12 protein-coding genes, 1 tRNA gene and 1 pseudogene are annotated in these 13,639 nt (G+C 60.1%); 7 read left to right on the top strand and 7 right to left on the bottom strand.

Going from position 1 to position 13,639, the window contains the following annotated elements; genetic code table 11:
• Position 1: 1 nt before the first annotated feature.
• Positions 2-733: an SDR family oxidoreductase gene (locus METAC_RS0110820; protein ID WP_026607045.1), complete on the bottom strand. Its 732-nt coding sequence runs from the start codon at positions 731-733 to the stop codon at positions 2-4.
• 92 nt (positions 734-825) lie between these two features.
• Here METAC_RS0110820 and METAC_RS0110815 point away from each other — a divergent pair, with 92 nt between their 5' ends.
• Positions 826-1,284 carry a MarR family winged helix-turn-helix transcriptional regulator gene (locus METAC_RS0110815; protein WP_026607044.1) on the top strand — a complete coding sequence of 153 codons (459 nt, stop codon included), beginning with the start codon at positions 826-828 and terminating at the stop codon, positions 1,282-1,284.
• Between the two features lie 516 nt (positions 1,285-1,800).
• On the opposite strand, the gene METAC_RS0110805 is transcribed toward METAC_RS0110815, so the two are convergent.
• A tRNA-Gly gene (locus METAC_RS0110805) sits at positions 1,801-1,875 on the bottom strand.
• Positions 1,876-2,292: 417 nt separating this feature from the next.
• Here METAC_RS0110805 and rpsM point away from each other — a divergent pair.
• From rpsM to METAC_RS0110765, 6 genes are all read left to right on the top strand, one after another.
• Positions 2,293-2,661 (top strand): 30S ribosomal protein S13, encoded by a 369-nt coding sequence (gene rpsM, locus METAC_RS0110795; protein ID WP_026607041.1) that lies wholly within the window; start codon positions 2,293-2,295, stop codon positions 2,659-2,661.
• A gap of 152 nt (positions 2,662-2,813) precedes the next feature.
• The gene (gene rpsK / locus METAC_RS0110790; RefSeq protein WP_026607040.1) at positions 2,814-3,203 is read left to right on the top strand and encodes a 30S ribosomal protein S11; all 390 of its coding nucleotides are present in this window, start codon (positions 2,814-2,816) and stop codon (positions 3,201-3,203) included.
• A 216-nt stretch (positions 3,204-3,419) separates the two neighbouring features.
• Complete coding sequence (locus METAC_RS0110780; RefSeq protein ID WP_026607039.1) at positions 3,420-4,439, top strand: DNA-directed RNA polymerase subunit alpha; 1,020 nt, start codon at positions 3,420-3,422, stop codon at positions 4,437-4,439.
• A gap of 105 nt (positions 4,440-4,544) precedes the next feature.
• Positions 4,545-4,961: a 50S ribosomal protein L17 gene (gene rplQ / locus METAC_RS0110775; RefSeq protein ID WP_026607038.1), complete on the top strand. Its 417-nt coding sequence runs from the start codon at positions 4,545-4,547 to the stop codon at positions 4,959-4,961.
• A gap of 319 nt (positions 4,962-5,280) precedes the next feature.
• Positions 5,281-6,708, top strand: a complete 1,428-nt coding sequence (locus METAC_RS0110770; RefSeq protein WP_156898317.1) for a DegQ family serine endoprotease — start codon at positions 5,281-5,283, stop codon at positions 6,706-6,708.
• Between the two features lie 41 nt (positions 6,709-6,749).
• The gene (locus tag METAC_RS0110765; protein WP_026607036.1) at positions 6,750-8,075 is read left to right on the top strand and encodes a replication-associated recombination protein A; all 1,326 of its coding nucleotides are present in this window, start codon (positions 6,750-6,752) and stop codon (positions 8,073-8,075) included.
• A 180-nt stretch (positions 8,076-8,255) separates the two neighbouring features.
• On the opposite strand, the pseudogene METAC_RS23235 reads toward METAC_RS0110765, so the two are convergent.
• The 5 genes and pseudogenes from METAC_RS23235 to METAC_RS0110740 all read right to left on the bottom strand — a co-directional run bounded on the left by METAC_RS23235 (position 8,256) and on the right by METAC_RS0110740 (position 13,346).
• Positions 8,256-9,688 (bottom strand): annotated as a pseudogene (locus METAC_RS23235) (IS1182 family transposase).
• A gap of 460 nt (positions 9,689-10,148) precedes the next feature.
• Positions 10,149-10,706, bottom strand: a complete 558-nt coding sequence (locus METAC_RS0110750; RefSeq protein WP_156898183.1) for a hypothetical protein — start codon at positions 10,704-10,706, stop codon at positions 10,149-10,151.
• On the bottom strand, positions 10,630-10,836 hold the full coding sequence (locus tag METAC_RS27445; protein WP_425338909.1) for a nucleotidyltransferase domain-containing protein: 207 nt from the start codon (positions 10,834-10,836) through the stop codon (positions 10,630-10,632). The genes METAC_RS0110750 and METAC_RS27445 overlap by 77 nt, the downstream gene beginning before the upstream one ends.
• The gene (locus tag METAC_RS0110745; protein ID WP_026607033.1) at positions 10,833-11,717 is read right to left on the bottom strand and encodes a pentapeptide repeat-containing protein; all 885 of its coding nucleotides are present in this window, start codon (positions 11,715-11,717) and stop codon (positions 10,833-10,835) included. Before METAC_RS0110745 ends, METAC_RS27445 begins: the two co-directional genes overlap by 4 nt.
• A gap of 207 nt (positions 11,718-11,924) precedes the next feature.
• Complete coding sequence (locus tag METAC_RS0110740) at positions 11,925-13,346, bottom strand: multicopper oxidase family protein (RefSeq protein WP_036255462.1); 1,422 nt, start codon at positions 13,344-13,346, stop codon at positions 11,925-11,927.
• Between the last annotated feature and the right edge of the window lie 293 nt (positions 13,347-13,639).

Here is a 13,639-nt window from a genome sequence, read left to right as displayed (position 1 = left end):
TTTAGTCCTTGAGGGTGCCCCCGAATTTCTCGGGGACCCGGTCGGCCTGTTCGGCACCGGTCCGGATCAGGTCGAGGATCGCTTCCGCCACCCGTTCCGGCTTGTCAGGCTTCGGCGCGTGGCTGGCTTCCAGATCTGACGCCATTTCATGACCTGTCTGCAGCGATTTCAGGAACTCGGTCGCGGTGATGAACGGATACATCGTGGAGACGACGATGCCGATGCTCACCAGTTCGGTCCGAGCCACGGCCGAAAGCTTCGCCAGCGCAGCTTTGGAGGAGCCGTAGGCGCCTGACCCGGGCAGCGCCCCGAAAATGATGCCGGAGCTGACGTTGACGATGCTGCCTGCCCCCTGTTGGCGCATAAACGGAAGCACGGCCTGCATCATGAGCAACGGCGCCACGACGTTGAGATTCAGGATGGCGCGGAAACCCTCAGGGTCGATCTCGCCGATTGGGCTCCCGGCGCCTTGGCCGGCATTGTTCACCAGCACGTCGATGCGCCCGAACCGGTCCATGGCCGCTTTCACAGCCGTCGCGATCTGCTCCGAATCGGTGACGTCGCAGCGGACCGGAAGAGCCTCGCCCAGCTCCTCCGCGAGTTGGCGGAGACGATCCTCCCGGCGCGCGAGCAGTACGACCTTCGCGCCGGCGCGCGATGCGGACCGCGCTGTGGCCGCCCCGATGCCTGACGATGCGCCGGTGACGAGCACCACAGCGTTGTTGATATCCATCGAGAAGGTTTCCTAGTTGGTCCGATCGGCAGTATGCTATCATAAAATAGCTATCGTACAATAGCTATTATTTGAGAAGGAATGGAGCGCCCGTGAACGACGACACCGCCAGCCTTTCCGATCTCGCGGAGCTGATCCTTGCCGTCGGGCGACTGATCCAGCCAGGCGATCAGGCGATTGGGACATGCACGCCCATCGAGAGCAGCGTCATGCGATTTATCAGTCGCAACCCCGGCGCCTCCGCCCGCGCGGCGGCTGAAGCCACGCTCCTGACGTCCAGCAATTTCAGCAGGATCCTGCGCGGCCTTGAGGAGAAGGGGCTGGTAAGCCGCGAGCCTGACGCCAACGATGCGCGCCGGGTAAGCCTCTATCCGACGGCCCTTGCAGGCGAGAGCCGTCGGCGGCTCGGCGAGGAATGGCATCGATTATTGCGAGGAATTGAGGACGACCCTGGCAAGATCAATCACCTCACCTCGACATTACGGCGCATCGAAAGCGAACTTGTCTCGCGTCGGCGGCGAGAGAGCGCCGGGCGGCTTGCTCAAGAATAGTCACTTTTCGCTTGCGATGCGTGTCTACATGGCCAGCCTGACTATGGGCCGCGCGCTTCCGCCTAATCCTTACTAGAGGTGGCGCGCCCGGACACGCTTCGAACGTGTGGCCTCCACCTTCGTAGGGTAACTGTCCATCTATGCAGCCAGACGGGACTGGCCCTCTCAACCAATCGAAAGAATCAGGTGTTGCGGGCCGCGCAACTGTCCTCTCGGTGGTAGATGCAACGACCAGGATCGGTCTCTGACGACCATTCTGTTGTGGGGGCAGGATTTGAACTTGCCCAGCGAGCGTCTAATACCGGATCGGGAACCGCCTCGGCGGCAGCAAGGCGGTAGTTTCTGCCATCCAAGTGGCCTTGAAACCGGCCTCATAGGCGCGCCAGAGCACGCTCAAGCCGCACCCAGCTTTCGCGGAGCTGCTTACATTTTTCTGACAATCAGAATGTAAGCGCAAAAAGCGAAGGGCCGCCTCGCGGCGGCCCGTCATAACGCTCTGATTTCCCTAAGGAAATTTGGAGCGGGCGAAGGGATTCGAACCCTCGACCCCAACCTTGGCAAGGTTGTGCTCTACCCCTGAGCTACACCCGCATCCGATCCGACGGCGACGCCGTTGGTTCGGGCTATATGGCGCAAAGGCTCGGCGAATGCAACAGCCCGCTTTCAAGAAGCTCAGCCGAGCGGAAGCCCCAGCCTCCACGACGATTCGGGGCAGGCTTTTCTTCGAGAGGCTTTCGCCGGCTCGAGCGCAATTCCCGATTCGCAGCGAAATGGGTTTATTGGCGCAAGGCTGAAATTCCTTCTTGAACGCGCGGCGGACGGCGAATTCTAAAGAGTTGACGTGGATGCGAGATGTCGCTAATGAAATCCCTTCAGCCTGAAACTATTTTATCCGGGGGCTTTTCGGCCCCGCGGATTTATTTTGTCAGGGGCTTCGCGAGGGCCGGCCTCCACCGGACGCGGAGAGGGCATCCGCCATGCTCAGCATGGCCGACATGGAGCGAACTTTTGGCTCGTATTGCTGGCGTCAATCTGCCGACGAACAAGCGCGTGATCATCGCGCTTCAATATATTCACGGAATCGGTCCGAAAAAGGCCGAGGAAATCTGCGCTAAGGTGAGCATACCCTCCGAGCGCCGTGTCGCCGAATTGACCGACGCGGAAGTCTTGCAGATTCGCGAGACGATCGACCGGGATTATCTCGTCGAGGGCGATCTGCGTCGCGAAGTCGCGATCAATATCAAGCGCCTGATGGATCTCGGCTGCTACCGCGGCCTTCGGCATCGGCGCCAGTTGCCGGTCCGCGGCCAGCGCACCCATACCAATGCGCGCACCCGTAAAGGCAAGGCCAAGCCGATCGCCGGCAAGAAAAAATAATCGGAAGCGTCTGTCGCGGGCGTCGGCGGCCGATTCGTGGCTGGCTCACGCCTTGGATCGAAGTTTACGAGCGGCCGGGCAGAAAATCCGGTCCTATTTCAATTCATATCCCGAGCGCCTGGCATTACGGGCGCGCCTGAAGGAAAGACACTATGGCAAAAGAAGCCACCCGCGTTCGCCGCCGCGAGCGCAAGAATATCGCATCCGGCGTCGCGCATGTGAATTCGACGTTCAACAATACGATGATCACCATCACTGACGCTCAAGGCAACACGATTTCCTGGTCCTCGGCCGGGACCATGGGGTTCAAGGGCTCGCGCAAGTCGACGCCTTACGCCGCGCAGATGGCCGCCGAGGACTGCGCCAGAAAAGCCGCCGAGCATGGGATGCGCACGCTAGAGGTCGAGGTGTCGGGGCCGGGCTCCGGTCGCGAATCGGCGTTGCGCGCCCTGCAGGCCGCCGGCTTCACCGTAACTTCGATCCGCGACGTCACGCCGATTCCGCATAACGGCTGTCGGCCGCGCAAGCGCCGGCGCGTGTGAGTTTGCTGGCTGCGTCGTTTCGAAATGCGCTTTGAGTACGTTCCGAAAAAGTTGATCGACTTTTTCGATCTGAACATGCTCCAACTTATTGATCTGGAGCGCGTTCTTATCGACTGGACGATGCCATCCAGTCGGAACGCGCTCTAAGCACCTATCTATAGACCCGCATGATTGGGCAGGCGCCGTTTCGGCGCCTTCGCATTTGGGAAAGGCGCCATCGTGATTCAAAAGAACTGGCAGGAGCTCATCAAGCCGAACAAGCTCGAAGTCGTTCCCGGTGACGATCCGAAGCGTTTCGCGACCATCATCGCGGAGCCGCTCGAGCGCGGTTTTGGCCTTACGCTGGGAAACTCCCTGCGCCGCATTCTTCTTTCGTCGCTGCAAGGCGCGGCGATCACCTCCGTCCATATCGACGGCGTTCTCCATGAATTTTCGTCGATCCCCGGCGTGCGCGAGGACGTGACCGATATTGTCCTTAATATCAAGGACATTGCGATCAAGATGCCGGGCGACGGCCCGAAGCGCATGGTCTTGAAGAAGCAGGGGCCCGGCAAGGTCACCGCTGGCGACATCGGGACGGTCGGCGATATTTCCATCCTGAACCCGGGCCTCGTGATCTGCACGCTCGACGAGGGCGCCGAGATCCGCATGGAGTTCACCGTGAGTTCCGGCAAGGGCTATGTCGCGGCGGACCGCAACCGGGCCGAGGATGCGCCCATTGGCCTCATTCCGATCGACAGCCTCTATTCGCCGGTCAAGAAGGTCAGCTACCGCGTGGAGAATACGCGCGAGGGTCAAATTCTCGATTATGACAAGCTTACGCTCCAGATCGAGACCAACGGGTCGCTGAGCCCCGAGGACGCAGTCGCTTTTTCCGCCCGCATCCTCCAGGATCAGCTCAACGTCTTCGTCAATTTCGAGGAGCCGCGGCGTGTCGAGACGACGCCGTCGATCCCGGAACTCGCCTTCAATCCGGCGCTGCTCAAGAAGGTCGACGAGCTCGAATTGTCTGTGCGCTCGGCCAATTGCCTGAAGAACGACAATATCGTTTACATCGGCGACCTCATCCAAAAGAGCGAAGCGGAAATGCTGAGGACGCCGAACTTCGGCCGCAAGTCGTTGAATGAGATCAAGGAAGTCCTGGCCCAGATGGGCTTGCACCTCGGCATGGAAGTCACCGGCTGGCCGCCGGAGAATATCGACGAGCTCGCCAAGAGGTTCGAAGAGCACTACTAAAATTTAAACAGATACCGGCCGGCCCTGATCCTGCGCAAAGCAGGGCGGGGCGCGGCTGGAGCGGCCGTACCGTGGCGCGGCGGCCGCCAGATAACGGAGAGAGCCATGTATCACGGACACGCCAAGCGCCGCTTCGGCCGCACCCACGAGCACCGCAAGGCGATGTTCGCGAATCTCTGCCAGGCGCTCATCAAGCACGAGCAGATCGTCACGACCCTCCCCAAAGCGAAGGACCTTCGTCCGATCGTCGAGAAGCTCGTCACCCTCGGCAAGCGCGGCGACCTCCACGCGCGCCGGCAGGCGATCGCCCAGATCAAGGATGTCGCGCTCGTCGGCAAGTTGTTCGAGGTTCTCGCCGCGCGCTACAAGGATCGTCACGGCGGCTACACGCGCGTGTTGAAGGCCGGTTTCCGCTACGGGGACAATGCGGCTATGGCCGTGATCGAGTTCGTCGACCGAGACGTCAACGCCAAGGGCAAGGATTCAGGTCCGGTCCAGGTCGCCGAAGACGAGGCTGCTTAGGGCAAGCTCAGATCGCAATGATCCCATCGGCGAGATGAGTTGGGGAATATCTGAGCTCGAGAGCTTATAAGGAGCGGCGTCAGAAGAATCCGGGCTGATTTCCGCCTGTCCGCCGCTCTTAATTATTATTTGAGAATTGATCGCCGTCATGATTTCGGCTCAAATCCAACGGAAATGCTGATGGCGATCTTGAGCGGGCGTCTCAATCGGCTCCCCCGACAGCCGGAGCGTTTGCGAGTGGAGAAGCCGGGACGATTCCCGCGAGAATGCTCTAGCCCGGCTGGGTGAAACCGGAGGGTCCGGAGCGTCCATGACAGCCATGCGTAATTGGGGTTCCATCCCCGTCGTCGCGCGCCTCGCGACTTTTCTGGCGTTTGTCGCCGCGTTCTCGCCCGCCTTGCGCGCAGAACCTTTGCGGCTAGCGCCGGAGGCGGCGTCGGATCTCATTCTTTCCTTCGCTTCGGTCGTGAAAAAGGCGCAGCCGGCGGTCGTCAATGTTTACGCCTCGCGCATCGACCGGCGCCCGCGCAATCCGCTTTTCGACGATCCTGTCTTCCGCCGCTTCTTCGGCGACGGAGGCAATGCGCGGCCGGGCGGTCCCACGGCGCAATCATTGGGGTCGGGCGTTCTCGTCGATCCCTCTGGGCTCGTCGTCACCAATTATCATGTCATCGAAGGCATGACCAATGTGAAGGTCGCGCTTTTTGACAAGCGCGAATTCGACGCCGAGATCATGTTGCGCGACCAAAGGACGGATCTCGCGGTCCTGCGCCTTAAGGGCGGCAAGAATTTTCCGGTGATGGACCTTGGCGATTCCGACGCGCTCGAGGTGGGCGACATCGTCCTCGCCATAGGCAATCCGTTCGGCGTCGGTCAGACGGTCACGCAAGGGATCATTTCAGCTTTGGCGCGGACCCAGGTCGGCATTTCCGACTATGGCTTCTTCATTCAGACCGACGCCGCGATCAATCCCGGCAATTCCGGCGGCGCCCTCGTCGATATGAAGGCGCGGCTCGCCGGCATTAATTCGGCGATCTTCTCACAGACAGGAAGCTCGGTGGGGATCGGATTCGCCATTCCGGTCAATATGGTCAAGATCGTCGTCGCGGCCGCCAAGGGCGGCGGGCGCCAGGTGCGGCGGCCCTGGCTCGGCGCGAGCCTGCAGGCCGTTTCGCGGGAGATCGCCGATTCGCTCGGGCTCGACAGGCCCTCGGGAGTCCTCGTCGCGGACATCGCCTCCGGCGGCCCCGCGGCCGAGGCGGGCTTGAAGCGCGGCGATCTCATCGTCACGATCGACGGCCAAACCGTCGATGATCCGGAAAGCCTCGGCTATCGCTTGGGAACGAAGCCGCTGGGCGGGACCGCGGCGCTGACCTTCATGCGCAACGGGCGTTCGGCGCCCGCGTCGATCAAGCTCGTGCCGGCGCCTGAAACGCCCGCGCGCGAACCGGTCAAGCCGCAGGGAAACACGCCCTTTTCCGGCGTGACCGTGATCAATCTTTCCCCCGCGGTCGTCGAGGAATTGTCGCTCCATGGCGTCAGCGAGGGCGTCGTGATCAGCGAAGTCGAGGAAGGCTCGACCGCCGCCGCGGTCAATTTCCAAAAGGGGGACGTGATCCTTTCGGTCAATGACGCCAGGATCGCGACAACGAAAGATCTGGAACGGGCCGCGAGCGGCAAGCACCCCTATTGGAAATTGACGATCGGGCGCGGCGGCGAGGTCATCACCACGGTGATTGGCGGCTGAGCTGGACGCCGAGCCCCGCGCGGGACAGATTTGATGTCGACATGACCGATCTCTTCGCCGCCGCGGGTCTCGAGAAGCAAGCGCCGCATCCGCTTGCCGACCGCCTGCGTCCGAAGAGCCTCGCCGAAGTGATGGGCCAAGACCATCTTCTCGGGCCCGATGGCGCCTTGACCCGGCGGATCGCCTCCGGGGCCCTTGGCAGTCTGATCTTCTGGGGGCCGCCGGGCACCGGAAAGACGACCGTCGCGCGCCTGCTCGCGCATGAGACGAATTTCGCCTTCGTGCAGATCTCGGCGATTTTTTCCGGCGTCAACGATCTCAAGAAAATCTTCGAGGAGGCGCGGGGGCGGCGGGCGACCGGGCGCGGCACTTTGCTCTTCGTCGACGAGGTCCATCGCTTCAACCGCGCCCAGCAGGACAGTTTTCTGCCGGTCATGGAAGACGGCTCGGTAACGCTGATTGGGGCGACCACGGAGAATCCGAGCTTTGAGCTCAACGCCGCGCTGCTCTCCCGCGCGAGCGTCCTGATCTTCAAGCCTCTCGACGAAGCCGCGATCGAGAAAATGCTCGCCCGCGCCGAAGCGGTCGAGGGCAAGCCTCTGCCGCTCGACGAAGGCGCCCGCTCCGCCTTGATTCGCATGGCCGATGGCGACGGGCGCGCCGCCCTGACGCTCGCCGAGGAGATTTGGCGCGCCGCCGCGCCGGGAGAGATCTGCGATTCGGCGGTGCTCGCATCCATCGTGCAGCGCCGCGCGCCGATCTACGATAAAGCGCAGGAAGGCCACTACAATCTCATCAGCGCGCTGCATAAATCCGTGCGAGGCTCGGACCCGGACGCCGCGCTTTATTATTTCGCGCGCATGTTGGACGCCGGCGAAGATCCCTTGTTCCTGGCGCGGCGGATCGTGCGCATGGCCGTCGAGGACATCGGCCTTGCCGATCCGCAGGCGCTCGTCGTCGCCAATGCGGCCAAGGACGCCTATGATTTTCTCGGCTCGCCGGAGGGCGAGCTCGCAATCGCCAACGCCGTGATCTATGTCGCGACCGCGCCGAAATCCAACGCCGCCTATGTCGCCTTCAAGAGCGCGACGCGGCTCGCCAAGGAGCATGGCTCCCTGCCGCCGCCCAAGATCATCCTCAACGCGCCGACGAAGCTCATGAAGAGCGAAGGCTATGGCCAAGGCTACGCCTATGACCATGACCAGCCTGATGCATTCTCCGGCCAGGATTATTGGCCGGACGCGCTCGGGCGCAAGAAGCTCTACGAGCCGACCTCGCGCGGTTTCGAGCGCGATCTCCGCGAGCGGCTCGCCTATTGGGCCAAGCTGCGCAAGGCGAGGAAGGAATCCGGCGGCGAAGGACGCTGATCGGTGCCCGGTTGTCGGGCGATGTCATGCTCTTGCGGTCCGTCGGAGCCGGAGGCGGGCAGCGCCTCGGTTTGAATTTCGGCTTTCGACCGAGGTCGTGTAAAAACGCGGTGTGTTCGCCGGCGATTATGACGGGCCGGACTTTCCGGTAATTGAAGGCAGACCGATTGAACCGAGCGATTACGCCCGCATCGCCTCAAGCAGCGGTCCGACGCCGAAGATCCGGATCATCTTTTTATGTTATACGCCAGAATGTGAAAGCTCATCTCAGTTCGCACCTTTTCGAGGGTCTTGGTGAGGAAGTGCGCGCTTCCCATCCATGATTTCAGGGTGCCGAAGGGGTGCTCGACGGTCTGCCTGCGGATCAGCATGGCGTCTGGCCGATGTTCAAGGCGGGCTTGCATTTTTTCGAGGACGCCTTCGTGACGCCAGCGCTTGAGCCTTTTGAGTTTGTCCGGCGTGCACTTCGGCTTGAGGGAGCAAGTGAAGCACGCGGTCAGATGACGGTAATGGTCGATGTCGTTCTTTCGATCTGATCGCACGATCCCCTTGGTCAGTGTTTGTCCTGCCGGGCAGATGTAGTGATCCTTCTCAGCATCGTAGGTGAAGACATGGCGGGAGAAGAAACCACCTTCGCTCGTCCACTCGGTCTTGGGAACGCAGGGGAGAACGCCAGTTCCCTCACACGCCAGAACCTGCTCGCCGTTGAAATAGCCGCGATCGGCCAGCGCCGTGACCTCCTCGCAGCCCATCGCTTCCTGCGCCTTGAGCGCCATGGGCGCGAGCTGGGTTCTGTCGTGGCCCAGGTTGATCACCTCGTGCGCGACGATCAGATGATGCTCCGCATCGACCGCGGTCTGCACGTTGTAGCCGACCACGCCTGTGCCCCGGCCGCTTGTAGCCATTGAACGGGCGTCGGGATCGGTCAGCGACACCTGTTTGTCAGGCGCATCCTGAACCTGTTGCTCCATCGCCTTGAGAGCCTGCATCTGCCGCCGCAGGCCGGCGATCTTGTCTTTGATGCGGCGGGTCTTGGCTTCGGCGATGTCGCTCTCTTCGCGGTCAGCTCGATCGAGGGTCGTCAGATAGCGTGCGATGCTGGCGTCCACCTGCTCCATGCGCTTGGCGACCTTCGTCAGCGTGAAGTTCTTGTCTCGGTTGTTGACCGCTTTGAACTTGCTGCCGTCGATCGCCACGATCGCCTTGGTGAACAGGTTAAGCCGGCGGCAAAGCTCGATGAACTGACCGCACGCCGCTCTGATGGCTGGACCATTGTCGCGACGGAAGTTGGCGATGGTCTTGAAGTCCGGCGCCAAGCGTCCGGTGAGCCACATCAGCTCGATATTGCGCCGGGCCTCCCGTTCAAGGCGGCGGCTGGACTGGATCCGATTGAGATAGCCGTAGAGGTAGATCTTCAACAGCGTCGACGGATGATAGGCGGGCCGACCCGTCGCCGCCGGGCGAACGCCCTCGAAGCCAATCGCCCCGAGATCAAGCTCTTCAATGAAGACTTCGACCACCCGAACAGGGTTGTCCTCGGTCACGTAATCGTCGAGGGTCTCCGGCAATAAAAACGACTGCCGTCGGTCTTCACCTTCGACGAAACGCCCCATGACCCGCCCTCCGATGTCGAGCCGATTCAAGCAAATTCGAAAGCCTTTTTACACAGTCTGGACCCGAAGCAGCCATGCGAAGGAAGCGTAACAGCCCCCTAAGAGCGCGCAGTCAGAAGAACATTCCTAAATTTTGGCGCGTGTTAGCGTCTTGTCGAGGAGTTCTCGAATCTCGCATAGCGAATCAGGCTGCGGCCTTTGATCAGGCTCGAACACATCTTTGCTATTATCGGCCATCAAATCAGCCCTGGCCGAGGCCTCGATCAGTAGACGAGTGACGTCGCTGACAAGAGAAGTTTCATTTACTGCTCCTGCCCTCGCTGCCCACGATTCAATGGCATCCCTCGTCATTCCGGCAAGAGGCGTGGACCGCCCGAATTTTGCGTTCACCCTTGTTAAGAAGTCGCGTTCGAGAGTGATCCGCGTCTCAAAGCGGGTTCGTCTAGTGCTACCGTCCACGTCAAGCATTCCTCTCCAGTTTCAAGTATAATTTGTTGATCCAGGGTTCGAGGCGTTCAACGAGAGCTAATACGAAGGGGCCATCCACTTCTAGAGGTGGATCCTCTCCACGCTGCCCCGCCATACGGCAATGCATGGCGCATTCAAACTCACTTTTCGAAACAGGACATGGCTCAAAAGTTTCAAGGTTGAAGGGAGAGTAGCGAGAAAAGTCCGGGACATCACATAAAATCCAGGACGCAGCCATGGCTATATTTCGAAGGCATACATAAATTAAACCCAACTCATAGACAGCGTTTCCATTGTTTAATTTGACCTGCGACGGAATGGCGGCCAGCACTTTCCGAAATGACAAAATATCGGCCAAGCATTCTTTATAAGCTGCTGGCACACCTAGTCTTGCAAGGAATTCGCAGGGATCATAGATTGGGATCGTTTCTTTATGAAGATGCCAAGCGAACAACTCGCCATTCTCGAACATTTCACGCAGGCGGTTGGTCCCATACCAAGAGATCGAAAGTTTTAGAGGCGCAAATCTGACCGGGATAAAGAAAGGCAACCACATCCTCCGCGACTTTTCCACCGCCATCCCTGACAACGGCTAATACGTCGAGATCACTCGATGCGTCTTGTTGTCCACGCCCGACCGATCCAAAAATATAAGCAGCAATCAACTCACCCGATTTCATCGGTGGGATATCGACTTGTAAAGCACTGATATGAATAACCCAATGTATACGAATCTCATGACAACAACTAAGTAGTCAACTATTATATAGCCGCTGAAGTTTTTGTCGGGAGACATATCGAGGAAGAGCCGAATAATGTATTCAAATTCCCTTAACCCTTGCAAGCTTTCGCCCCACCCAACCCTCGGCATCACGCTCCAAAAGTTGACCAAGGAATAGATACTGAGCAGCATAAAGCAACTTATAAGCAACCTCCATGGCTTTTCACCGTGTCCCCAAATCAGGCCTCCAATTTCTAACCAAATAAGCTTAATGCTGGCTTCAAATTTAGAAATAAATGTTGAGTACTTATTGAGGTAATACGTGTCGAAGCCGGTTATAGCGTATTTATAATGGCGTTTTGTGGCCTCAATTTCTTGAAGAACTAACAAACTTTGGCTGGCATAGTCGCCGACCTCGACTGCATTCGCTTTTAAATTTTGTAGTGCCTCCCGACGGATATTTGGCTCTGATGGCAGGGCGGCCATCAGTTCGCGCACGTCTATAAGGCATCTTTGGAAGCGAGCGAATTTTAAGTCACATTTGTAAAAGTTAGCGCCCTTGAGATTGCAATCCATAAACCGCGCGCCAATGAAGCGGCAGTTCGTGAACTTGGCATCCCTGAAGTAGGCTCTTTCGAAATTTGAATAGCTGAAGTCACAATTCTCAAACTCTGCTCCTAGGGCGTTGAAGTCCTTGAAGTCGGAATTTTTCCAGTTCTCTGAACAAAATTTCTTATGTGAAAAAGCAAGTCGCGCAATGCGAGGGATCGAGGGCTGCATCGGTGATGTCGAGTGGACGAGCTCGGTCGATTGCGGCCTCTTCGTTGGTAACTCGCTCATTCCAGATCCGCATTAGTTTCGTTGAAGTCGGACCTATCGAATTTAGGCTGTTTCTTCTAGGCGGGAAAGAACGAATATGGGATTTTTAGAACGTCTACTAATGGCGCTCTAGCATCATTCAGGCGACTTGAGTGAATGGGGGCTGTCCGCCCATCATGGAAGTACAAACTGAGGCGCCACCCGGCGGCGGAGAGCCGTGATTTTGTCTCAGGTCACCTCAAACCACGTCGTCATACCGGTCGCTTGCCGCTCGGCCATGAGGCATTCGATCGCCCATTTGCCGGGATTGTCTGCGACAAAGGCCACATGCTTGGTCTTGCCTTCGGGCACGAGCACGGCGTCGCGCCAATAGGGCTCCCAACCGTCGTCCAGATCATGCAGCAGCCGCATGGCGTGGCCATGGACATGGATCTGCTGGACGAAGCCGGTGTGGTTGACGAGGCCCAGGGTCACGGGCGTCCCGCGCTTGACCGAAAACAGCGGCTTTGGCCCAAACCCTTCGAGAGCGACGCCATTCAGCTTCCAATAGAGCGGTCGGCCCGACGGCCCGTTGGTCGCGGCCTGACCCGATTGGCCGATGGGTTCGATCACTATGTCGATCTTGCGGGCGCTTTGCAGCTTGATCGCCGCCGGCAGGAGCGGGTTCAGATCGAGCGAGGCGATCGGCGGCAAGGGCGGGCGGGCCTCGCCTTCGGTCTTGAAGGACGCGAGCGTCCGGTCCGGCTCGCCGTCGCCGCGAAGGATGAGAAGCGCCTCGGCGGCTTTCTCGGCCGGCACATCGAGCATGACGTCGAAACGCGCGCCGGGTCCGATCGGGATCGTCTGCCGGACAGGCTCGAAGGCCTCGCAAGGTTGGCCGTCAATCGCCAGGATTATGGGCTTCGCGCTGCTGAAGGAGACAATCATGATTCGGGCGATGGCCGCGTTCAAGATCCGCAGGCGCAGGCGCGACGATGGCGGCAGAGTCTCGGCGATTGGAGCCGCTTGCGCGTTGACGGTGAGGAGCGGTCCGATGCGCCCGAGCCCTTGAGCGTTCGCGGGCGAGCCGAAATCATCGACCATCGCGGCGTTTTCGTCGAGCTTCCAATCGTCCAAGACCAGAAGCATGTCGCGGTCGGCGTGGGGCAGCGCGGGCTCGTCCACGATCAGCACGCCATAGAGGCCGCGACCGAGTTGCTCCGCCTGATGGGGCAGAAAATGCGGATGGTACCAATAGAGCCCGCTGTCGGGCGGCGTGAAGCGGTACTCGAAGGCGCCGCCGGGCGGAACCGGGCTTTGGGTGAGGCCTGCGACGCCATCCATCGCATTGGCGATCCGCACGCCATGCCAGCAAAGGCTCGTCGGCTGGGCCAGCTTGTTGATCAGCCTGACCTTGACCTCCTGGCCTTTCTTGACGCGCAGAAGCGGCCCGGGCGTCTGGCCGTCATAGCCCCAGATGGGCGTTTCGGGCGCAGGTTGTTCGACCAGGCGCAGCGCGCCCTCGCGCGCTTCGAGAAGGCGGAAGCCGTCGTCCTGAACCGGCGCCGCTTCGCCGCGAGCGGGCAGGGCGACAAACGTCGCGCCGAGCGCGGAGCCGAGGAAGCCGCGGCGCGTGACGATGGGATCGAAGGGCGGCGGGGCTTCGTTCATTCCTCTGAGGAATCCTCGGACGCGGGCGCGCCTTTATCGAACGGGAGTCATGTCGCGGGCCGGGCTTTATCAATGTCCGCGACCGCCTTGGCAAGACGCGGGGTCAGCGCGCTGTAGTCGTTATTGAAATTATATGCCATCGCTGATCCCGTTTTTTGACGTCGCGGCGACGCCGGGCGGAACCAGGCGCCCCTGCGCGGCGCGCTCAAACATGGAAGCTCGGCGCCTTCTACGGCGCTTTCGTCCGCCTGCTTTGAGCGCGCGCCGCGCAGACAGTTGGGGCGATGTGGGCA

It is taken from the genome of Methylocapsa acidiphila B2 (assembly GCF_000427445.1).
In the GTDB taxonomy this organism is placed as follows: domain Bacteria; phylum Pseudomonadota; class Alphaproteobacteria; order Rhizobiales; family Beijerinckiaceae; genus Methylocapsa; species Methylocapsa acidiphila.
Note: the sequence above shows the minus strand (reverse complement) of the source record. Positions and strands in the feature narration are given on the sequence as shown.

Bases quoted from the DNA above. Each gene is read 5' to 3' on its own strand.
- METAC_RS0110765 (WP_026607036.1), top strand. From the start codon at position 6,750: ATGACCGATCTCTTCGCCGCCGCGGGTCTCGAGAAGCAAGCGCCGCAT.
- rpsK (WP_026607040.1), top strand. From the start codon at position 2,814: ATGGCAAAAGAAGCCACCCGCGTTCGCCGCCGCGAGCGCAAGAATATC.
- METAC_RS27445 (WP_425338909.1), bottom strand. From the start codon at position 10,836: ATGAAATCGGGTGAGTTGATTGCTGCTTATATTTTTGGATCGGTCGGG.
- METAC_RS0110770 (WP_156898317.1), top strand. From the start codon at position 5,281: ATGCGTAATTGGGGTTCCATCCCCGTCGTCGCGCGCCTCGCGACTTTT.
- rplQ (WP_026607038.1), top strand. From the start codon at position 4,545: ATGTATCACGGACACGCCAAGCGCCGCTTCGGCCGCACCCACGAGCAC.
- METAC_RS0110740 (WP_036255462.1), bottom strand. From the start codon at position 13,346: ATGAACGAAGCCCCGCCGCCCTTCGATCCCATCGTCACGCGCCGCGGC.
- METAC_RS0110745 (WP_026607033.1), bottom strand. From the start codon at position 11,717: ATGAGCGAGTTACCAACGAAGAGGCCGCAATCGACCGAGCTCGTCCAC.
- METAC_RS0110820 (WP_026607045.1), bottom strand. From the start codon at position 733: ATGGATATCAACAACGCTGTGGTGCTCGTCACCGGCGCATCGTCAGGC.